General features: G+C 27.4%; 29 protein-coding genes. 6 read left to right on the top strand and 23 right to left on the bottom strand.

The window, feature by feature from the left end; translation table 11 throughout:
- Positions 1-11 precede the first annotated feature (11 nt).
- Entirely contained in the window at positions 12-599 is a 588-nt protein-coding gene (locus tag NON08_RS00290; RefSeq protein ID WP_256689543.1) for a recombinase family protein, read from the top strand.
- A gap of 81 nt (positions 600-680) precedes the next feature.
- Here the strand turns inward: NON08_RS00290 and NON08_RS00285 are convergent, their stop codons facing one another.
- Together NON08_RS00285 and NON08_RS00280 are read right to left on the bottom strand one after the other, a co-directional pair.
- Entirely contained in the window at positions 681-926 is a 246-nt protein-coding gene (locus NON08_RS00285; protein ID WP_256689542.1) for a transporter suffix domain-containing protein, read from the bottom strand.
- A 3-nt stretch (positions 927-929) separates the two neighbouring features.
- Entirely contained in the window at positions 930-1,448 is a 519-nt protein-coding gene (locus NON08_RS00280; protein WP_256689541.1) for a cysteine hydrolase family protein, read from the bottom strand.
- Between the two features lie 140 nt (positions 1,449-1,588).
- Here NON08_RS00280 and NON08_RS00275 point away from each other — a divergent pair, with 140 nt between their 5' ends.
- Complete coding sequence (locus NON08_RS00275; protein ID WP_023052337.1) at positions 1,589-1,930, top strand: winged helix-turn-helix transcriptional regulator; 342 nt, start codon at positions 1,589-1,591, stop codon at positions 1,928-1,930.
- Positions 1,931-1,932: 2 nt separating this feature from the next.
- Here the strand turns inward: NON08_RS00275 and NON08_RS00270 are convergent, their stop codons facing one another.
- Complete coding sequence (locus NON08_RS00270; RefSeq protein ID WP_256689540.1) at positions 1,933-2,370, bottom strand: CGGC domain-containing protein; 438 nt, start codon at positions 2,368-2,370, stop codon at positions 1,933-1,935.
- A 184-nt stretch (positions 2,371-2,554) separates the two neighbouring features.
- Here NON08_RS00270 and NON08_RS00265 point away from each other — a divergent pair, with 184 nt between their 5' ends.
- From NON08_RS00265 to NON08_RS00255, 3 genes are all read left to right on the top strand, one after another.
- A complete protein-coding gene (locus NON08_RS00265; protein ID WP_256689539.1) occupies positions 2,555-3,139 on the top strand; it encodes an NAD(P)H-dependent oxidoreductase in 585 nt (194 codons plus the stop codon).
- A gap of 39 nt (positions 3,140-3,178) precedes the next feature.
- A complete protein-coding gene (locus NON08_RS00260) occupies positions 3,179-3,748 on the top strand; it encodes a nitroreductase family protein (protein ID WP_256689538.1) in 570 nt (189 codons plus the stop codon).
- Between the two features lie 145 nt (positions 3,749-3,893).
- Positions 3,894-4,514, top strand: a complete 621-nt coding sequence (locus NON08_RS00255; protein WP_256689537.1) for a DUF1349 domain-containing protein — start codon at positions 3,894-3,896, stop codon at positions 4,512-4,514.
- 65 nt (positions 4,515-4,579) lie between these two features.
- On the opposite strand, the gene NON08_RS00250 is transcribed toward NON08_RS00255, so the two are convergent.
- From NON08_RS00250 to NON08_RS00240, 3 genes are all read right to left on the bottom strand, one after another.
- Positions 4,580-4,762 (bottom strand): hypothetical protein, encoded by a 183-nt coding sequence (locus NON08_RS00250; protein WP_256689536.1) that lies wholly within the window; start codon positions 4,760-4,762, stop codon positions 4,580-4,582.
- A gap of 107 nt (positions 4,763-4,869) precedes the next feature.
- Positions 4,870-6,015 (bottom strand): 4Fe-4S binding protein, encoded by a 1,146-nt coding sequence (locus tag NON08_RS00245; RefSeq protein WP_256689535.1) that lies wholly within the window; start codon positions 6,013-6,015, stop codon positions 4,870-4,872.
- 68 nt (positions 6,016-6,083) lie between these two features.
- Positions 6,084-8,510 (bottom strand): CoA-disulfide reductase, encoded by a 2,427-nt coding sequence (locus NON08_RS00240; protein WP_256689534.1) that lies wholly within the window; start codon positions 8,508-8,510, stop codon positions 6,084-6,086.
- Positions 8,511-8,647: 137 nt separating this feature from the next.
- On the opposite strand from NON08_RS00240, the gene NON08_RS00235 reads away from it, so the two are divergent.
- Complete coding sequence (locus NON08_RS00235; protein ID WP_256689533.1) at positions 8,648-8,995, top strand: winged helix-turn-helix transcriptional regulator; 348 nt, start codon at positions 8,648-8,650, stop codon at positions 8,993-8,995.
- A gap of 106 nt (positions 8,996-9,101) precedes the next feature.
- On the opposite strand, the gene NON08_RS00230 is transcribed toward NON08_RS00235, so the two are convergent.
- From NON08_RS00230 to NON08_RS00150, 17 genes are all read right to left on the bottom strand, one after another.
- On the bottom strand, positions 9,102-9,347 hold the full coding sequence (locus NON08_RS00230) for a hypothetical protein (RefSeq protein WP_256689532.1): 246 nt from the start codon (positions 9,345-9,347) through the stop codon (positions 9,102-9,104).
- 61 nt (positions 9,348-9,408) lie between these two features.
- On the bottom strand, positions 9,409-9,606 hold the full coding sequence (locus tag NON08_RS00225; RefSeq protein WP_256689531.1) for a cold-shock protein: 198 nt from the start codon (positions 9,604-9,606) through the stop codon (positions 9,409-9,411).
- Between the two features lie 196 nt (positions 9,607-9,802).
- Complete coding sequence (locus tag NON08_RS00220; RefSeq protein WP_256689530.1) at positions 9,803-10,555, bottom strand: Fic family protein; 753 nt, start codon at positions 10,553-10,555, stop codon at positions 9,803-9,805.
- A 339-nt stretch (positions 10,556-10,894) separates the two neighbouring features.
- Positions 10,895-11,173: a DUF2769 domain-containing protein gene (locus NON08_RS00215; protein ID WP_256689529.1), complete on the bottom strand. Its 279-nt coding sequence runs from the start codon at positions 11,171-11,173 to the stop codon at positions 10,895-10,897.
- A gap of 120 nt (positions 11,174-11,293) precedes the next feature.
- Positions 11,294-11,881 (bottom strand): nitroreductase family protein, encoded by a 588-nt coding sequence (locus tag NON08_RS00210; protein ID WP_256689528.1) that lies wholly within the window; start codon positions 11,879-11,881, stop codon positions 11,294-11,296.
- Positions 11,882-12,070: 189 nt separating this feature from the next.
- Positions 12,071-12,250 carry an HTH domain-containing protein gene (locus NON08_RS00205; protein ID WP_413774006.1) on the bottom strand — a complete coding sequence of 60 codons (180 nt, stop codon included), beginning with the start codon at positions 12,248-12,250 and terminating at the stop codon, positions 12,071-12,073.
- Positions 12,251-12,368: 118 nt separating this feature from the next.
- Entirely contained in the window at positions 12,369-12,935 is a 567-nt protein-coding gene (locus NON08_RS00200; protein WP_256689527.1) for a hypothetical protein, read from the bottom strand.
- 6 nt (positions 12,936-12,941) lie between these two features.
- Positions 12,942-13,088 (bottom strand): hypothetical protein, encoded by a 147-nt coding sequence (locus NON08_RS00195; protein WP_256689526.1) that lies wholly within the window; start codon positions 13,086-13,088, stop codon positions 12,942-12,944.
- A 40-nt stretch (positions 13,089-13,128) separates the two neighbouring features.
- The gene (locus tag NON08_RS00190) at positions 13,129-13,287 is read right to left on the bottom strand and encodes a hypothetical protein (RefSeq protein WP_256689525.1); all 159 of its coding nucleotides are present in this window, start codon (positions 13,285-13,287) and stop codon (positions 13,129-13,131) included.
- 10 nt (positions 13,288-13,297) lie between these two features.
- Positions 13,298-13,705, bottom strand: a complete 408-nt coding sequence (gene ndk / locus NON08_RS00185) for a nucleoside-diphosphate kinase (RefSeq protein WP_256689524.1) — start codon at positions 13,703-13,705, stop codon at positions 13,298-13,300.
- Positions 13,706-13,752: 47 nt separating this feature from the next.
- The gene (locus tag NON08_RS00180) at positions 13,753-14,487 is read right to left on the bottom strand and encodes an EAL domain-containing protein (protein WP_256689523.1); all 735 of its coding nucleotides are present in this window, start codon (positions 14,485-14,487) and stop codon (positions 13,753-13,755) included.
- Positions 14,488-14,513: 26 nt separating this feature from the next.
- Positions 14,514-15,119, bottom strand: coding sequence for a recombinase family protein (locus NON08_RS00175; protein ID WP_256691197.1), 606 nt, complete (start codon positions 15,117-15,119; stop codon positions 14,514-14,516).
- 84 nt (positions 15,120-15,203) lie between these two features.
- Positions 15,204-15,482, bottom strand: a complete 279-nt coding sequence (locus NON08_RS00170) for an ArsR family transcriptional regulator (RefSeq protein WP_256689522.1) — start codon at positions 15,480-15,482, stop codon at positions 15,204-15,206.
- Between the two features lie 126 nt (positions 15,483-15,608).
- A complete protein-coding gene (locus NON08_RS00165) occupies positions 15,609-17,024 on the bottom strand; it encodes an HTH domain-containing protein (RefSeq protein WP_256689521.1) in 1,416 nt (471 codons plus the stop codon).
- 61 nt (positions 17,025-17,085) lie between these two features.
- Positions 17,086-17,421, bottom strand: coding sequence for a transposase (locus NON08_RS00160; RefSeq protein ID WP_256689520.1), 336 nt, complete (start codon positions 17,419-17,421; stop codon positions 17,086-17,088).
- 17 nt (positions 17,422-17,438) lie between these two features.
- Entirely contained in the window at positions 17,439-18,041 is a 603-nt protein-coding gene (locus NON08_RS00155) for a recombinase family protein (protein WP_256689519.1), read from the bottom strand.
- A 217-nt stretch (positions 18,042-18,258) separates the two neighbouring features.
- Complete coding sequence (locus NON08_RS00150; protein ID WP_256689518.1) at positions 18,259-21,846, bottom strand: hypothetical protein; 3,588 nt, start codon at positions 21,844-21,846, stop codon at positions 18,259-18,261.
- Positions 21,847-21,848 lie beyond the last annotated feature (2 nt).

The following is a 21,848-nucleotide window of genomic DNA, read 5'->3' as shown; positions in this document are numbered from 1 at the left end:
TCGGAGGAAGTATGAAAGTTGGATATGTGAGAGTCTCCACTGTGGACCAAAATGAAAGTCGTCAATTAGTGAGGATGGAAGAGGCCAAGGTGGAAAAACTGTATATTGAAAAAGTATCAGGTAAGGATATCGAGGGGAGACCTGAGCTTAAAAACATGCTAGAGTTTGTTAGAGAAGGGGATACTGTATATGTCCATGATTTCTCTAGATTAGCTAGATCTACTAAGGACCTTTTACATATAACTGACCTTTTAGCCAAAAAAAAGGTACATTTAGTGTCATTTAAAGAGAACATCGATACATCTACACCTACTGGAAAGCTAATGTTAACTATGATAGCTGCTATAAATGAGTTTGAAAGGACTAATCTTTTAGAGCGTCAAAGGGAGGGAATATTGATCGCAAAGGAGTTAGGAAAGTATAAAGGGCGTAAACCTATACCTTTTCCAGAGAACTGGAAAGAGATTTACAATAGTTGGAAAACTAGAGAAATCACAGGTACTAGAGCTATGGAGATGCTAAATCTTAAAAAGACAACTTTTTATAAGTTGCTTAGAGAGTGGGAAGAGATACAAGCTAATCTAATTAAAAGGTCTTAGTCCCGTAAAATACAGAACTAAGACCGCTTGAGATACTTTTTTATTGTCTACTTGATAGGGTGCAGTTCAAATTTCTAATACTTAGCGTTTTAAGAATTTATTTTTATAATATTTAAAAGAAAAATATTGCCGATATTTTAAAGCTACTTCTTTTCCTGCAACCCATACAAAAATCCAAAAGGCTATTTCACCAATTGTAGCACAAAGAACACCTACAATAATTTTTTCATGCACCTTCATTGGTAAAAAAGGAGAAAAAAATGCAATTCCCCATAAAACATTAGATAAAATAAATAAAATTAAAACTCTTAAGTTTTTTTCAGTCATAAATTAGATATCCTTATATGAAATTAAAGAAATATCCCAAGTTAAAGTAGCAGCTAAACCAATTAAATGAATTGGCTCTGATACAGATGTACATGCATCCATTAAAATAGATGTTTTATAATTTTTAGTTTTTTTGTTTGAAATAGATGTATGAGTAACACAATTTTGTGTCATCATTCCACAAACTAAAAGCTCATCCACATCTAACTTTTCTAGAACTTCATTTAAATTAGTTTTTACAAAGCCATCAGCATATGTTTTTATAACTATAGGAGCGTTAGGTGCAGCTTCTAATATTTCAGGAACTATTTGAACTCCCTCTGAATCTTTAATGAAAAATGGTGCTAAGCCTAAATTAGGATCAGCAATATGTTGAATATGAACTATTGGATAATTTTTATCTTTACATATTTTTATAGCTTCTAGAATATTGTTTAAAGTTACTTCTGTATTCCAAAGGGGAAATTTACCTTGCGAAAAATAATCATTTTGTAAATCAATAATTAATAAAGCTTTTTTCATAAAAATAACCTCCTATAAATAAAGTAATACTTCATTATAATTTACTTTTTAAAAAGTGAATAGTACTTACTTTTTTGTGGGTACTTTTAATTTTTTTTTGCATGTAGTAGAATAATAAATAAACTAAAAGGAGAATATTCATGAAACTAAGAAAAGAATACACATGCCCTTTAGAATTTATTCATGATATTCTAAGAGGCAAATGGAAAACCGTTATTATGTGGCAGATTTATTATCGAAAAAATCCTTCACTTTCACAATTACAAAAAGACATTAAAGGAATTAGCCAAAAAATACTTTTAGAACAATTGAATGAATTATTGGAATATAAACTTGTATCTAAAGAAAAATCCCTAGGTTATCCACTAAACGTTCAATACTATATAACTAACGATAAAGGAATGAAAGTTATTGAAGCTCTAAAAATATACCAAAAATTAGGTGAAATATATTTAGATGAATTAAAGAGTATTTCTAAATAAGCCTAATACTTATTATATATTTCTTTATCTCTTAAATTTGTTGATTTAGCTGATATATAAGTCCCTTCTACAACATTTTTAAAACCGTACTTTCTAACAATAATATCTTTAATATATTCAATGTGAGGACATCTATCATAATGATGTTGATCATTTGTCATACAAGAAGCTAAGTGAATTACAGTTTTATCTTTAGGAATTTTATAAAACTCTATCATTTTTCTATTAAAATGTCCTATTAAACTAGAAACACCTTTTCCGCAGCAGCCACCACACTCCATTGAAAGGTACATTATATTTTTATCTTTTGGATAATCTAGAAATGTGCCTTTCTTATCATAAAATGATTGAACGCAGTAAAATCCACTGCATCTTCTTTTTGCAATTGAACATTGAATAATAATGATAAATTCAATATTATTAAAATCAATATTTTCCATAAAAACCTCCTAAACTTTTATATATAAAAGTTACGATAAATAATAATAATTTCTTCTTTTGTTTATATATTTTTAACTACTCATAAAAAGGAATTTTATAAAAAAATATAATAAATATATAAAAGATTAATACTAAAAATTATTGTAATAAACTTATTCATAAATAGATAAAAGGAGACCAACTATGAAAACTTTAGTAATATTAAGCCATTTAAATTATTCTAACTCTCGAGTAAATAAAAGTTTAGCAGAGGAGTTAAAAAAATATAATGAAATAACACTACACAACTTAAATGAAATTTACCCTGATGAAAATATAGATAAACACAAGGAACAAGATCTTTTATTAAAACATGATCGAATTGTATTTCAATTTCCATTCTATTGGTATAGCACACCCCATATTTTAAAAAAATGGCAAGATATTGTTTTAGAATATGGTTGGGCATTTGGACCAAATGGAACAGCATTAAATGGAAAAGAATTTTTATGTGCAATTACAATAGGAGGACCTGAAGAATCTTATCAAAGTGGAGGATATAATAATTATTCAATAAGCGAACTTTTAAAACCAATACAACAAATGTCTAATTTAACTGGTATGAAATTTTTAGCACCATTTAAAGTACACTCAGCCGTAGTTTTAACAGATGAGGAACTAAGATCTAAGACAAAGGAATATCCAAAATATATTTTAAATCCAGAGCTTAATCCTGAAGTAGCTTTAGAAAGAATAAAAAAAGAGCTTGAAGAGAAAGGTGGATTATAAATTTAAAAGTATAATAAAAATATTTTTTAGGAGGAAAATATGAACGAAACGTTAAACACTATTTTAAAGAGAAGAAGTACAAGACAATATACCACTGAAGAAGTAAAACAAGAGGATTTAGATCTTATACTTGAAGCTGCTGTAAACTCACCAAGTGCTATGAATTCTCAACCTTGGCATTTTACAGTAGTTAATGACCAAGCCATTCTTCAAGAGATAAGTGATGCTGCAAAAGAAGTTGGAAAAAATCATCCTGACAAACAAATGCAAGCAATGGCAAACAATCCACATTTACATCTTTTTTATAAAGCTCCAGTTGCCATTTTAATATCTTGTAAAGATGATGCTCCAGAAGGTTTATTAAGTTGTGCTGCAGCAACTGAAAATATTTTATTGGCTGCTGAATCTTTAGGATTAGGAAGTTGTTGGATTCAATTTGTTGAACTTTTATTTGCAACAAAAAATCCTATAGCAGATTCTATCTTAAAAAAACTTGCAATTCCTGAAGGATATAGTTTCAATCATGCAGTTGTTCTTGGTCACAAACTTTCTGACACTACACCACCTAAAAAATTGAAAAGTGAAACAATAACTTATATAAAAAAATGATACATGATATTAAAGTAGCTAAAGCCTTATCTTTTAAGGCTTTGGCTAGTTTATATTTTTTGCTAGTTATTATATATAATCAAACCTAGACAAATAAATTATTATATGCTATACTTTTCTAAATTATGCAAACGTTTGCACAAAATTGATTAAAAGGAGAAAATTTATGAAAAATAGTATTAAATTCACTGATTTAAAATTAGAATGGATTAATGAACCTAAAAATTCAAAAATTGAAAGTGGTAAAGTCTCTATAATAACAGATCCACAAACAGATTTTTGGCAACGAACTTATTATGGATTTCAAAATAATAATGCTCCAGCCTTACTATCAAAAATTGCAGATAAATATTTTTCATTTGTAGTGAAAACAGAGTTTAATTCAAAACAACGGTATGATCAATGTGGAGTTATTATTTACCAAAACTCTGATAACTGGTTTAAGGCTTCAATTGAGTATGAAAATGAAGAGTTTCAAAGACTTGGAAGTGTTGTTACAAATAATGGTTATTCTGATTGGGCAACAACAGATATTCCTGCTATACATAAGTTCATGTATTATCGTCTTAGTCGTCGTGAAAATGATTTTTGCATAGAATCATCTTATGATGGTATTAATTATAAACAAATGAGAATTTTTCATCTTTTCTCTGCTAACGAAATAATTAACATAGGAATTTATGCTTGTAGTCCTGAAAATTCAAGTTTTTGTGCAGAATTTACAGCACTTGAATTTATGGATTGTAAATGGGAGGAGCATAAATAATAACTGGATTGGAGCAAGAGTTATTGCTCCTAATCCTAATAAAATTCCACTTATTAAAGTATAGTTTACTCCAACTCCCACTCTCCAAAATTTGCCCATTTATCATCTCTTTTTTCTTGAACCATAATTTTTTTATTTTTATTTAACTGATTTATTAAAATTTTAATGTTGTCAAAAGTCTCATCATAACTTTCTATTTCTTTAGATAATACAACTTCTTCATTTTCTAATAGAATTATTCGATACATCACTCTCTCTCCTCATTAATTATTTTATTTTACCTCATTTATTTATTCTCTCCATTCCATGGCTATCCTTGCTGTATATCCAATTTTTTTATTTATTCTTTTACAAATTATTTTATCAATCTTTTTACAACTTCTCCAATCTTATCATGATCAAACTCTATCCCCTTACCTTTTAAAATATCTTCACTTTTTTTCACTGTTGTTGATAGTGGCAGATCTAACTCATCTACTCCTAATTCACTATAAAATCTATTTTTATCAATTTTAAATTCTGTTATAATTTGTTCCATGCTCATCCACCCTCTTATTTTATCTGGATCTCCTACCAAAATTTCATTCATTGTATTTGGCATAGTTTGCATATATCCCATTCCTTTACTTACTAGAATTATTGCAGCAAAAGTCATTATTCCAGCACTACCAACCTTTAATGGAGATAGTATATGATTTCCTATCTTTAAAGATAATGAATTTTTATTTGTTGGACATACACTTACACACTTCATACAAGCTAAACATTCTGAAGATTTTACTATTTCATTCTTTTCTATTTTTATACTAACTGGACAAACTTTATCGCACTTTTTACACTTTATACATGTCGATGTATCTCTTTTTATTTTAAAAGCACTTAGTTTTTCTATAGTTCCATAGAAAGCTCCTAAGGGACACATATATTTACAGAAAATATTGTCATAAAATAACGAAGACATCAAAATTACAATTAGTAATATAAACCCCCATAGATATCCACTTAGAACTTCAGATATTCCAGCAGGAAGATGACTAAATGCTGCAAATGGGTCATAAGGAGATACAATTAACTCCCCAGTTTTCCAAGTTAAATATAAAATTATTGCTAAAATAAAATATTTTAAATATTTTAAATACCCATCTAGCTTCTCATTTATATAGAATCTTTTTTTAAAAATCTTTTTTCCAATAGCTGAAAATATATCTTGTAGTGTTCCAAAAGCACAAAGCCACCCACAAAATAATCTACCGAAAAAAATTGTTAAAGCTATACTTCCTCCTAAAAAAACAAGATTTGAATAGTATGTTTTAGATATAAAACTTTTCCCTGAAATTAAATTACCTAAACTTTCTAAAGCTCCAAAAGGACATAATGCGTGAACTGTGGCAACTCCATTAAAACCACCACCAACTTTTTGATGTAAAATAGCCACTGTGCAGATAATAATAAACAGAATTAATTTTACACTCCACTTAAACTTAGATACATTTCTTATCATTTTAACTCTCCTTTTTTCTTTTTTTCTATAATACACCTCCTTTGTGTTATGAATGTGGCTTTTCTCCTTTAAATAAATAAATTTTTATTAGCTTTATCTGCTTCTCCTAAATATTGTCCAACACCACCAAAGGAGATTTGATCAATAAGCTCCTCTTTTTTTACGCCCATAACATCCATAGACATAGTGCAGGCAACAAGGTTGGCTCCATTTTTAAGAGATTCAGCCATGAGAGTTTCTAAAGACATGATATTCTTTTTTTTCATAACCCATCTAATCATTTTAGGGCCTGTTCCAAACATATTCATTTTAGAAATTGGTAACTCTTTACTATTTTTAGGTAGCATAAAGCTAAACATTTTTTCTATAAGACTCTTATTAGTATCTATGTTTTTTCTTTTTAAAATAGATAATCCCCAAAATGTGAAAAACATAGTAACTTTTTTCCCCATAGTTAAAGCGCCATTAGCTATTATAAATGCAGCAATAGCTTTATCTAAATCTCCACTAAAAACAACTATTGTTAATCCATCATTTGTTTCAATAACTCTATTTTCTTTTGAAGAATTATTTTTTTTATTTTTTAAAATATCAACAAATATATTATCACCCTCTTTTTTCAAAGATAGAATTTCATTGTTTGTAGATTTAGCCCAAGCTTGGATATCATTATAAAAACCAGGATCAGATGCTTTTGCTTTAAAAACTTCTCCATCTCCAATTTTATCCATATTTTCTTTAACTTTTACCAAAGGACCTGGACATGATAATCCACACAAATCTGTATAATCATTTGAATTTATTTTTTCTTTATTTTGAGGAAGCTCTTTAATTGTAGGGGATTGCTCTTTATCATCTAAAACTTTCAAATGATTTTTATATCCTCCAGCAATATTTTTAACGTTGTACCCATTTTGACTTAAAAATCTTTCAGCTAAATATCCTCTTAATCCAACAGCACAATATGTCCAAATCTCTTTATCTTTTGGAATCTCTTTCATTCTTTTCCTAAGTTCACTTAAAGGAATATTTACACTATTCTCAAAAGATCCACTCACTAATTCAATAGTTTCTCTAACATCTAAAATAAAATGTTTAGAGCTATCATAATCTCTTAACTCTTCAAGAAAAATCTGATTTAATCTACCATCTAAAATGTTATTCCCAATAAAACCAACCATGTTTGCAGGAGATTTTGCTGATAAAAAAGGTGGAGCATATGCTAATTCAAGTTCTTTTAAGTCATCAACAGTTCCTTTAAAATGAAGTGTTGTAGCTATGACATCAATAAATTTATCTACACCTTCTTTTCCAAAACATTGAGCTCCTAAGATTCTTTTATTCTCTTTATTAAAAAGTACTTTTATTGAAAGAGGCGAAGCTCCTGGATAATAGTTAGCGTGATTATTAGGATGAAGATATATTTTATCAAAAGGTATATCACTATTTTTTAAAGATTTTTCATTCATTCCAGTAGAAGCAGCAGTAAGGTTAAAAATTTTTAAAATAGCAGTACCTAAGCTCCCTTTATATTTTTCTTTTTCTCCAAAAATATTATTAGCTACAATACGCCCTTGTCTATTAGCAGGACCAGCTAATGGAATAAAAGATTGAGCATCAGTAATTAAATTATTAACTAAGATAGCGTCCCCAAGAGCATAGATATTTTCAATATTAGTTTTTAAATATTCGTCAACAATAATATGTCCTTTTTCTCCAAGAGAAATCCCAGAGTTTTCTAAAAATTTTGTATCAGGAGAAACTCCAATAGATAGAATAACAAGTTCAGTTTCTATAACTTTTCCAGACTCTAAATAAATTTTTATAGTATTATTATTATCTTGGAATTTAACAACTTTTTCTTTTAAAAGAAGATTGATTCCATTACTAATTAGTTCGTATTCTAAATGGTTTGATATCTCATAATCAAAAGGTGATAAAATATTATCTCCAGCTTCAATAAGAGTAGTTCCAATACCTAAATGCTTTAAATTTTCAGCAGTTTCAACTCCAACATATCCACCACCTATAACAACTGAATTTTTAATATTCTTATCTTTTAAAGAATTTTTAATCATATCCATATCTTTGATATTTCTTAAAGTAAATATTTTACTATTAGAAATTCCTTCAATAGACGGTTGAGTTGGTTTTGCTCCTGGAGCAAGCACAAGATAGTCAAAAGTTTCTGTATATACTTCTCCATTTATTTTTTTTACAGAAACATTTTTATTTATAGAATCCACTGCAATAACTTCACTGTTATTACGTACATCAATATTAAAACGATTTTTAATTTTTTCTGGAGTTTGAAGAATCAAACTATCTCTGTTTTGGATAACATCTCCAATATAATAAGGTAATCCACAGTTGGCAAAAGATATATATTCCCCTTTCTCAAACATAATTATTTCAGAGGTTTCATCTAAACGTCTAAGTCTAGTGGCAGTAGAAGCTCCACCTGCCACTCCACCAACAATTAATATTTTTTTCATAATTATTACTCCTTTTATTTTTTCTTGGATTATATTTCTTTTCATCTAAAATGTAAAGTACAGTCTTTTTTGTCCATATTTACTTTTTTATCAGAAACAGATAAAATATCTTTATAAAAATATTTTGGAGGAAACTTATGAAGGATAAAAAATATAATTGTTACTTTGAAATGACTTTAGATATTATGGGTGGAAAATGGAAACCAATAATACTCTATTATATAAATTTAAATGAAGTAGCAAGACATAGTGAGCTTAAAAGGTTTATTCCAAGTATCAACGAAAGAATGTTGACAAGACAATTAAGAGAGTTAGAAGAGGATTGTTTAATAAAAAGGAAAGTATATCCAGTTGTACCTCCAAAGGTTGAATACACTTTAACAGAACATGGACAAAAATTAATTCCAATATTAAAAGAACTTATAAATTGGGGCAAGGATTATGCAGAAGCTATAAATTTTACAAATTTTAATATAGATATTTGAATTAAATTTTTAAGGAGATAGAAAAAATTTTAAATAGATAATTAAAAAAAGCACATTACTGTATAATACTTAATGTGCTTTTTATTTTATATTTAATTTTTATTTTTTAAACAACTTTAAAATCATTTAAATACCTTAGTACAGAACTCATACCAATATCATTTTTACATAATGATAGATATAACATCTCCCATAATGTAATAGCATTTTTTATATTTTTCTTATAATCAAATGTTTTTAAGTCTAAACTATTAATATTTCTTTTAGTAAAAACCCCATAAACATATCTTTCAAAATAAGAATAAATCTCTTCTTCTGTTTTTAATTGTTTTAATATTTTAATCTCTTCCATATTAATCACCTCAAAATTTAATATACAAAAAAGAGTTCCTACTGGAACTCTTGATATATTATTATCTTGATTTAATATTTTCAGCTTGTAATCCTCTGTCACCTTTAACAACATCGAATTCTACTTCTTCGTTTTCTTTTAATGTTTTAAATCCATCTTTTTTAATTTGAGAGAAGTGTGCGAATACATCTTTCCCATCCTCACCAGTGATAAATCCAAATCCTTTTTCTTCGTTAAACCATTTTACTGTACCTTTCATTTAAGTACCTCCGTTATTTTTTGTTAGTAACTATTGCCTCAACATAATAACATTTAAAGAAGTACTCGCCTAAAATAGTGCTTCAAAATCTCTTATTAACTGTGTTATATCTTTACTACTTCTTAAGTATACCATATATTGTTAAAAAAATCTACCTTTTTTTTACAACCATGTATTTTAGTTAATAAAAAAAATATTAGATGTTGTTACTGCAAAGAGAAATATAACGATCTAACATATCATTTGTCTCTTTTATAACTAAAGAAATAAAATCAAAATTATCTCCTATTGTATGAGCTTTATCTAAAGCCGAATAATATTCTAATCTATTTGAATTTTTTATAACTATTGGAGGATAACCATTTTTCATTAGTTCTAAATTCAAAAGTAACCTAGAGGTTCTTCCATTTCCATCTATAAATGGGTGTATTCCTGCAAATATAATATGAACCATTGCTGCTCTTTCTACTGGATGTAAATATTGAGCTTCAGTATTATACCATTTTATAAATTCATTCATTTTTTCTTTTAGTAAAAATGGTGCTGGTGGAATATGTTCTGCTCCAGAAATCATAACTTGTTGATCTCTATAATTTCCAGCATATTTATCATTAATTCCTTTTAAAACTAAATGATGTATATTTTTTATTTGCCATTCACTAAAAGCCTCTTCATTTTTTATAATATCTTCCAAATATAGTATAGCTTCTTTATGGTTTACAACTTCTAAATGTTCTCTTAAACTTTTACCCCCTATTGTTATTCCCTCTAAAACCACTTTTGTTTCAAGTAAAGTTAAAGTATTCCCTTCAATAGCATTTGAATTGTATGTCCATTCTAACAAAATGCTTTCTCTCAAACTTTTAACCGTTTCTTTAGATAGTGGTCTTAATTCATCTAATTTTAACTTCTTTTTATTTATCTCTTCAAAAATGTTTTTTTCAATCATTTATATCACCCATCTTACTTTTTTAAAGTACTTCTCTTTCTTTAAGAACCTTTTTCCATTTTAATTTATAATACAATGAACATATAGAAAAAAGCAAGAAGAAATGGCAAAAGAATCTTTAAAAGCTTTAAATATTTATTTACTTAATTTTTAATTTGAATTTACATCGTTTTTTTGTCTTTCGGCACTAAATTTGCAACTTTATCAATAAAATCAATGTTTTAATAGATATTTTAAAAATATTAAATATGTGGATGAAAATAAAGCTTTTCTTGAAGACAAGAGTAAGGATTTTTAAAAAAGAAAAGAGCCATCTAAAGATAGCTCTCAATAATTCTTTTATAATCCTCTAGTGCAGTAATAAGGTTTAGTTAGATTATTCTCTTTAAAAACTTCACATTTCCCACATATGCACTCTTTTTCTTCTGAAATGCACTTGCTTTTCCCAAAGGCACAAAATAACCCCTCAAAATGTTCCACTGTTTCAAAATCTTTATGATGAGCAACCATTTCTATCATATTTTTAGGCATTTCTTTTAATTTGCAGCCCATAGTATATGACTTACAATCTTTACAAATACATTTTTTTACATTATCAATACTTTTTTTAACTTCCATAATCGACTCCTCCTAAAATATTTTATGTTTATTTACAAGTCTTTATAAGAGATTTCCATTATTATACTAAGTTTCCTTTATGTAACTTTCATATTTTTTTAATGGATCTCTTAATAAATTTTATTTTTTACCAATTATTAATTCATCTAAAGGTAATTTAGGGACATAGTGTTTATAGTTATGTTCCCCTAAATCTTCCCTAAAATATTTCATATTATCATTTTCAGAATCTGTTAAAATGATTTCATCTGTTGGAACGCCTATTGGCATAACAAAAAGAGGAATGTATTCATTTGATAGATTTAATAAAGATAAAATATCATCTTTTTTCACAGGTTCCATAAAGTTAACTCCATAACCTAAGGACGTAGCAATTAATTTCATATTTTGAAGAGATATTCCACAATCAGCATAAATAAAATTTAAGGGTAATTTAGGTGGATTATCTGTAAGAATTATTATATATCCTCCTGGAGCTTCTTCTTCTGAAGGTTTCCATGTTATTTGACTTGCCCAAACGACATCTTTAAAAAGTTTTGAACAAATCTCATTATCATTTACTAAAAAATATCTTAAAAATTGTTTATTTGCACCAGCAGATGAAAAGTGAGCACCTTCTACAATTTTTACTAAATCTTCCATGGGAATAGTTACATTTTTAAAACTTCTGTGAGAACGAGCATTTTTTATCAAATCTAAAATCTCCATTTTTTCCTCCTTTTTATAGCTTTTTTCACTATTTACCGGCAACATATCTTTATTCCTTCTAACTTTTAATTATTCTTTGTCAAATTTGCAACTTTTTTAATAAAATCAATGCCTTTCACTAAAAACCCTAAATTTAGATTTCTTCAAAAATGTTTTTTTCAATCATTTATATCACCCATCTTACTTTTTTTAAAGTTCAACCTCTGCTTTTAGAAATTCAATTTCAGCATTTTTTCCCTTCTCATATTCTGCAATAAAATGTATTTTAAACTCATTAGAGTATGTTATTAACTTGTCACTTATCCTAAGGACATATTTATTTTTAGATAACTTTTCAATTTGGCTTTTTGTAAATCTTATTTTACTCATAAAAATCACCTCTTAAACATTATTATACAAAAAAAGACCCTACAAGATAGACTCGCTTTTTTTACGTGTCCATTCTATAAGGTCCATTTTAAAATAGTTCTCTTTTTTTATTATTATACTATGCAAACATATCTAATCTCATACTGACAGTGCTAACTTTTTTATGTTTTCCTTTTTTTAATGCTTCATTATATTTAAATCCATTTTTCAAATAAATCTCGTTAATATCAGGATTATTTTCTATATCTGCGTCTACAATTAAGAATCTACTTGCTACTCCTAAATTTATAGAATCATTAACAATTCCTATTATAATTTGAATTAAAAAATTAATTATATTAGAATATTTTGCAGAATATTTTGAATCAGAAGCTAATTTTCCAATTTTTACACATGGAAATGAATTAAATACTACATCATCAACTCCATGAGAAATTTTTTCATCTGATGATAAATTTATAGCACATGATGAAAGAGTAAAATAAGCTACAATATCACCATTTTTTTTATTTATTATTAAATGTACTTTAGATATATTCTTCTCTTGGATATTCAAAGCTTCTTGTTTTAAAAAACTATTGTATTCCTCTAAATTACAATTAAAATCTTCAACTCTATATCCTTTCGAAAGTTTAACTAATTGAAAATTTTGAAAATCATTTATTATATCTTTTTTATTACTCATGTATAATTAACCTCTTAAACTAGCTACAAGTTTAGAAGCTTTTTCATTTCTTATTAATGCTTCTTTTGTAGGTTTAGAAAGGGCTTCTTTATGTATTTGTTTTGCTATTGCTCCCTTTACAATAAGTACCGAAGAATTATTCGCATTTTTCATTTTATATCACTCCTTATTGTTTTATTAATCTTATATTATATTATACCATATAATACGCTTTATACAATCTATTTCTTTTATTAGATTCTAAACATTCAAAATTTTGAGTTTCTAAAATTTTAGTTTCAAATAATTCACTTATTATTTTTGTTGAATAAAAAAGAGCTACTTTTGTAATTAAAAGTAGCTCTTTAAACATTTTAATCTCTTCAATCTATATTTTTAAAGAAATTCTTAATCTCTCTTGAACTTGTTTCAATACTATCTGAAGTATGAACAATATTCTTTAAAGTATCCATAGAAAAATCCCCTCTAATAGTTCCAGGAACTGCATCCACTGGAGACGTACTTCCAGCCATATGTCTCACTATACTAATACAATCCTTTCCTTCTAACACCATAAGCACAACTGGCCCAGAAGTTATAAACTCTATAAGGCCATTATAAAAATCTTTCCCCTTGTGTACCTCATAATGTTTCTCTGCTTTTTCTAAAGTTATGTTCTCCATTTTTAAAGCCTTGATCTCTAATCCTTTTCTCTCTACCCTTTGGATGATCTCTCCAATTAGTTTTCTTTCCACAGCATCAGGCTTTATTATCAGAAGCGTTCTCTCCATGATTCCCCCTTAGTATAGTTATTTTCTACTATACATATACTAATTTATTAAACACTTTCCTTTTTTTGCTTTAATTTTTTTATAAATTTCTCTTCTGTTATAGGTCTATGAATAAAGTATCCCTGAACTAAATCTACCCCTGCCTCTTTAACAAAATTTAGCTCATCCTCTGTCTCTACTCCCTCAGCAGTTATCTCATTTCCTATAGCTTTTAAAAGGTCTACAACTTTTTTATAAATTCTTTTTCCCTTATCATTTCCCATATATTTTATAAGCTCTCTATCTAGCTTAACCCCATCTATATGTGTTTTCAAAAGATTCTCTAAATTAGAACTTGCAATGGGAAAATCATCCATCACTACCTTAATTCCCATTTTTTTCAATCTTATAATTTTGTGAATAAAATCTGTATAGCTAAAACTCCCCCTTTCAGTTATCTCTATTTGAAGATTTTTAACCCCCTCTTTCAATCTCTCTATTCTTTCTAAAAACTCCTCTTTTACAATAGTCTTAGAAGATATATTTATACACAAACTGATATTTTTTTCAGTTAAATATCTCTCTATTTTTTCCAAAACTATAAAATCTAAAATATGGACAATATCAAGATTTTCTAATTTTTTTATAATCTCCTCTGTGGATAAATCGTTAAAATTTTCACCATCAAATTTAGAAAAAACCTCATAACTTACTATTTTTTCCTCTTTTAAAGAAAATATTGCTTGGAAACTTATCTTTAACTCTTTTTCTAAATTATATTTTAAAATATCTTCATCTTTCAAAATTAACACTCCTAAAAATTAATTTATTATTGTTCCACATACTTCTTTATATAGTTATAATAGCTCTGCTTAGAGATACAAAACATCTCCTGTATCTCCTTAGGAGACTTTTTTTTATTCACCACATCTTTGTATTTTTCTAAAAATGCCTCTTTTGTTAACTTGATTTTCCTTCCAAAAACTACCCCTTTTTTCTTTGCCTTCTCTTTCCCCTCACTTGTTCTAAGAAGAATTTTTTTACGTTCCTGTTCAGCTACCTCTAAAATTAAAGCTAAAAGAGTGCTTGCCATTATCTCCATAAATCCTTCATTCTTTTTTAACTCCCTAATTATAAAATCCTTTAGATATGGAGTATCTAAAACTATCAAATCAATATCTTTAGCAATTAACTCTTTTATAAGTTCAATTGTTTGATTTCTATTTCTCCCCAATCTGTCAATCTCTTTAATAACTAAAGTATCCCCTGGATTTAAAAGCTCCCTTAATTCATTTAAACCCTTTCTCTTTAGTTCAACCCCTGTATAGGTATCGGAATATATATTTTCATATTTTACTCCATAATCTAACAAAGACTCCACCTGTCTTGTTAAACTTTGATTTTTTGTACTCACTCTACAATACCCATATACCACCAATAATACCCTCCTTAAATTTTTAAATCGTACAACTTAAATAGTTTAGTATAAAAAGTATTGACTTACAATTGGAAAAAATTGCTAGCTGGTCATACCAATTTTTTCGCAAAATTTAGCACTTGATTTCACAAGAAGGTCTAACTTTATCTTTAGATATACATCCTTTCCCTTTTTAGTTGGATGAAACTTAATCCCTTTTATATCTAAAACTTTTAATTTCTCTATTAAACCACTTTCCTCTAAAATATTTAAATGAAATATTGTATTCTGCTTAGTCAAATCTGTCACTTTACAAAGCTTTTTTAAATCTATACCTGGATTTTCATTTATAAACATCAGTACCCTTATCCTCGTTTTCACCTTTTAATTAACCTCTTTTCATATTTTAATATAATTTATTGTATATATAAATAATATCATAATTATATAATATTAAAATAAGAAATTATTGCTAAACAAAGTGTGCATTTTTTTCTATATTGTATTTCAAATAAAAACACTTAATCTGAATTTATCCAACTTTGTTATTGGTAAATTAAATCTAACTTTTTTTATATTGTCATATTTTTCATCTAGTTTAATATCTTCAAAGAGTATTATCCCTTTTATCCCATTATCTTCTAAATAATCATCTATATCCCTATAGGAGATAAGTTTAATACTGTCCATTAGTCCCTTTAATTCTAACTCTTTAAAAATATCTTTAATAAACTCAATACCTAAAAAATTATAAACAATAACTATATCTTTTAACTTTTCTATTTTCCTTTCAATCTCTTGATTTATCCCGTTTAAAATAGTCATAGATAGTATTGTTCTATCAAAGCTATCTATATTTTTATAGTACTTTTTAACCAGGTTAGAGATCAATTTAAATTTATTAAAATAATCTTCAGCTACTTTATTATTAAAAAGATAGATCTCTACTATTTCAAAAAGTTCTTTAAATTTCATAACTGCTATTACTGCAGTTAATCTAATTAAAATATCCTCACTTAAAATTATCTCTATTTTTAACTTTTTACCAAGATAGTTTAAAAGATTTCTTAGTTCTAAAACCTCATCTCTGTTAGCTTCAAAAAATTTATCTCTATTTCTTTTTAAATAAAACTCCCTAATATAAAATCTTTCATAGTTAGAAAAAAACTTTATCTCCTCTAGAACTAAATTTAACTTTTTAATATCTCTAACTTCATACTCTTCGTTAATCTCCATATGCTTTTCTAGGCTTTCATCTTCAAACTCTTTTCTAATTATAGCTAAATACATTAAAACCTCTATATGAAGATTCACATAAGTATGTCGTGAAATCCCCCACCCTTCATATATCTCATATATTTTATCTATTTTATCTGAGAGTTTGTACTCCTTTTTTAATTTTTTAAGTTCTATAAAAAACTCTTGAAAAGCTATTGGTAGATACTTTTCCTCTATAAGCATTTTTATAAAGTGTAGTTCAAAAAACTTTCTCTTATTTTTTTCCAATCCCTCAAGGGATATTCCATAGGAGTTATAGCTTACAATTTTCAAATGAAAAAACTCCAACTCTTTTTTTAAATGTTTTATATCATTAGCTAAAGTTCTTCTTGTTACAGATATCTCTTCACTAATTGATGTGAGATTTATTGTATTGGATTTTAAAAACTGTAAAATCAAATAACTCTCTCTCTCTTTTGGGGTAAACCTTTGAATATTTTTTATCTCTCCTAAAATATTTGGGGTTTCCTTTAATTTTTCGTGTATTAATAAAATGCCTTCATCTTTTAAGATGTATTCTAAATCACTTATATATCTTCTAACTTTAAATATAGAAATATTTAGTATCTCTGAAAGTTCATTTATAGAGTAATTATTTACAACTAGACAGCTTAGCATTTTAAAATGCTGTGATGTTATACTCATATTTTCTCCTTTTTTAGTTTTAAGAGAAGTATTGTAACATATTTTTAGTATTTTAAAAAGTTTAATTTTCAGATTTACCTTTTAAGTTTTTCTTTAACATATCACAAAACCTCTTCAAATACTCGTTTTCCATACGTAAAAATCTTAGTTCATCCTCTAAATTATTAAAGAGAAAATCATTTCCTGACGACCTTTTGTCCTTAGGATTTCCCCTCGTCTCAAACTTAAAAGCTTCCTCTCCAAGTTCCTCATATTTTTTTACCCAGTTATGTATCTGTGTCTTCGATGGAACTCCAAACTCCTCTGCTAAATCTTGAGTACTCACTCCACCTTCTAAATATTTTTTTACTACTTTTATTTTTAATTCACTTGGGTATTTATTGTTTACTCTTCCCATAAATATCCATCTCCTTATTATTTTATATATCTTTTTTTATAGTTATAGTATGTCTGTTTACAAATTCCTAGTTTTTCCTGTATCTCCCTTGGTGTTCTTTCATCTTTTAACATTTCATTATACGTTCTCACAAACTTTTGTCTAGTTAATTTTTGTTTTCTTCCAAATTTTACTCCAGCTTCTAAAGCTTTTTCTTTTCCCTCTTTAGTTCGCTCTAAAATCTTATTTCTCTCTTGCTCTGCTACCTCAAGAAGTAAAGAAAGCATAGTTGTTGCCGTAATCTCCATAAAACCTTTTTCTCTTTTAATCTCTTTTAGTATAAACTCTTTTAGATACGGAATATCTAAAGCGACTATCTCTATGTCTTTTTCAATAAACTCCTTTATAAGCTCTGTTGTTTGCTTTCGATTTCTTCCAAGTCTATCAATCTCCTTCACTACTAGGGTATCCCCTGCATTAAGAACGTTTTTTAGACTCTCTAAACCTCGCCTTTTTAAAACAACTCCACTTATCTCATCAACATAGATATTTTCCTCTTTAATACCATAGGTTATTAAAGCGTCTACCTGTCTCTTTAAACTTTGATTTTTCGTGCTAACTCTGCAATATCCGTATACCATTTTGTTTCCTCCGATGTTCTATAACTATTTATATTCTTTTAAATTAACGGTCAAAAATATCAAGATATTTTAGACTCATTTTATAAAAGAACACTTTTTTGACTCATCTTATAGAATAGCAGGATATTTTAAAAAAATCAAATAAAAATAATAAAAAATAGGCTGTTTAAGTATATATAATGTACCATAAACAGCCTATTTAATTCAAGTTTATTAATTAAAACTTACCAATTAAATTAATAAACCATCCTTTACTTCTGTAATCTAAATTTGTTAGATCATCTGTAAACTCTGTAAAATTGTACCCTACTCCAAATTCTAAATTTTCATTAATCTCTCTATAGATTCCAACAATTGCTCCATGTTTTAAATCTCCATCAGTTTTACCTTGTAACCAATGGTATTCTCCAAAAAGATCCCATTTTTTGATTACTTCGTAAGATAATCTAACTGCGTAAAGATTTAAAGTATTTGAATACCAATCGTCACCCATATACAATTTAACCTCTTCTTTTCTAAAAGCATATTTTCCAGAAATACTTAATCTCTTAGTTAGATCATAAATTCCTTCAAAAGATACTATATTTGCTTTTTCAGAATAATTTCTATTTAGTTGTGTTCTAGAACCATCATCATAGATGTATGAATATTTAGTTATCAGATTTAAACGATCGTTATAGATTGGTCTATAAGCAAATCCTAAACCTAACTCTAAATATTTCGAATCATCATTATCAGGATTTCTATCTTCAATAATGTTTCCAGACTCATTATAACTAACTAGTCCTAAGTCTCCTTTCCCTAAAACATAGTTTCCAACTCCAAATATTGTATATTCTTTAGTTGGTGTCCATTTAAATCTATTAGTAGTACCATATAATTCTCTTGTTTCAGCTCCAGTATCTTTAGCAAATTCTAATCTGTGCTTTGATGTAAAGTTATTATTTGTATATTTTAACATTCCACTTATACTATTTCTTGTAACATCTCCTTCTAAAACTTCAACTTTTCCATTTTCATAAAGTAATGATAAAGTTACCTTTTGATTTAAATTAAAATCAACTCCATAAGTTTGTAAAACTCCTTTTTCAGAGTTATTAGTAACAAATTGATTTTCTTGATATAAACTAGTTCTATCACTAATTTGATATTTTTGTCCAAAAGTTATAGCAGAATCTAAATCATCTTCATTTTCTAAAGCATATCCTGCATAAATTTCATAGTTTTCATCATACTTATATAAAACTTTAGAATCGACTGCTTGTCCTCTATTACCAGTACTTCCTTCAGCTTCAACAAATACTTTTTCTGTTAGTTGTGATACAGTTCCCAAAGAGATTAAATTATTTTCTCCGTAACCATCTTTTTTCATTGCTGTACCTTGTAATTTTGTATATACCTCTGTTTGCTCTGTTAAGTCATAAGAAATTTTTGTACCTACCAAGATAGCTTCTCCAGAATCAATATCTTCATTTTCTAAAATAGCAAGAGTTTGATCTTGTTCTTTATCATTTATGTATTTAGTTTCTAATCCCACAGTTAATCTATCTGTCAGATCTTTTATAGCTGCAATGGAAACCTCTTTTTGTGTATTTTTTCCTGAAAAATCATTAGACTCATCGTCATATGTATTTTCTGTATAGACAGACCCTTTTGCTTCATAACGTAAAGTTTCAGATTGTTGATACGAGATTTCAGCTCCATATTCCTCTTTAGCTGTACCGCTTGTTTCACTTGCAGTAGAAAATCCTTTTTCTTTTTTAGAATACCAGAAATTTATTTTATCAGAATTACTGAAACTTGGATTGTAATCAGAAAGTTGAAGCCCTGTTTCTATATAGTAAGCTCTACCGCTATCTCCTATTCTAATAGAAGGTTGCTCAACAAAATCAAATCCTCCATCTGGAGAAAACCAGTTACTATCTTTTGTTAGCTGATTTCCCTCTGTTTCTGAAAACTCCCCAATTAAGTATGTTCCATTAGAGTGTTTATATGTTAAATCTACACTTTTTAAATCGTAATCTTCAATATTAGAATCTCTTTTTTCTTTAATATAAGTTCCACCTAAAGCAAGATTATTTGTAATCCATTTTTTAGCTCTTACTCCTCCAGCATAATCATCACTATTGTTTTCTAAATTATAATATTCATAATCAACAACTAAATAGTATTTATAAGATCCAGATGGAGAATCTTTTATAATTTCATCTGAAGTAAGATTGAAACTTCCTTGACTTAAAGGTTTTTCCAATAAAACTCTACCTGTTAATTCATTGATCTCATAATCTTGTCCTTCTGATAAAGATGCTTTATTTAGAAGCCTTCCTGTTTGGTTATCTCTTAATTCTACAGTTAACTTTGCACTTCCAACAACAATATCACTTTTACTTAGGTAATAGATGCTTCCACCTGTTCCTAAAAACTGATCTCTGTTGTAAGATGTATCTGGTTCAGAACCAAAAACTACAATGTGATCTATTGAATCTCCAAAAGTATTTGTAGAAAGACTATTATATTCAGCTCTAGCTCCGTACAAACTTCTATTATATTCAGCAAATCTAGTTCCAGTTACACCAGTGTTGTAACTTCCCCATAAAACTTGAGATTTATCCCAATCTACTCTTAAATACATTTTTCCTTCAGTTTCTACATCACTGTACATTGTAGAATCATCACCATAATTAAATTTAATATCATCTCTATCAATTTTTCTAAATATTTTCTGAGGATCTTTTTCATTAAAGTCAGAGAACATATGCTTAATCTCTTTACTCCAAGTATCAGCTTGAGCAGTTATTCTATATTTATCATATATTTTTTTATAGTAAAACGCTAACCTTCCAGTGTTAAAAAAATCTTCTTGATAATTAGGGTCATTTTCTAAAATAGCTGTACTTCCATCGACTGTATTTTTACCAAGATAAAAATCTGCTATTCCAACTAAAAATTCATAGTTTTCAGGATAAAAAACTGTTAGATTATAATTTTCTATACTATCCTCTTCAGTTGTAACATCAATGCTATAAATTTTTCCTTGCTCATTACTTAATGTTTCATATAAAAAATTTCCTTGCTCATCAATTTCAACTGTTTGATTATCTATTTTAAGTTCTTTTGTGTCATATAAACCACGGCCATAGAACTTAATATTAGCTCCTGAAACCATTATATTTTTTGTTTTTATGTTTGATTCAGCGTAGATACTTTCTTTTATTTTAGTATCTAAATTTAAATCTTCTGGTAGAAATGATGATGATTTTTCAACTTTAATTGCTTTGGGAAAAGTTTCATCAAAATTACCATTTTTGCCAAATACTTTTAAAATATAGTACAGTGTATCTCCTGTTTTTATTTTACCCATTTTGCTATTATCGTAGCTCCAAATTATCGGTTCATCAATAGATATTTTTTCTCCTTTTATAACATCTATAGGGTTATTTAAGGAGTTTAAAGAATCATAAATTAAAATCTCATATCTATCTATAAAATTATCATAGTTAGTATATAAAAAGAATTTAACATCTTCAAGGTTACCTACATTATTAATGTAGGTAACTCCCTTTGAAGAGATGTTTAATTTTGAAGATATAGCTAGAGGATCAGTTACAGTATATATAACACCTTCATTTAGATAAACTTGATTGTCTTCTAAAGTAGACTTATCCTCTTCTTTATCTTTTATTGTTTCACTTTGAACTTCTGAAACAACTTCAAGGTTATTGATATCTATTTGTCCATTTATATTTTTATATGGAACTAATAACAAAGCAAGTATAAAGAGTTTAATTTTCATTGATTTCTTCATAT

Source organism: Cetobacterium sp. NK01, assembly GCF_024506395.1.
Classification (GTDB): Bacteria; Fusobacteriota; Fusobacteriia; order Fusobacteriales; family Fusobacteriaceae; genus Cetobacterium_A; species Cetobacterium_A somerae_A.
Note: the sequence above shows the minus strand (reverse complement) of the source record. Positions and strands in the feature narration are given on the sequence as shown.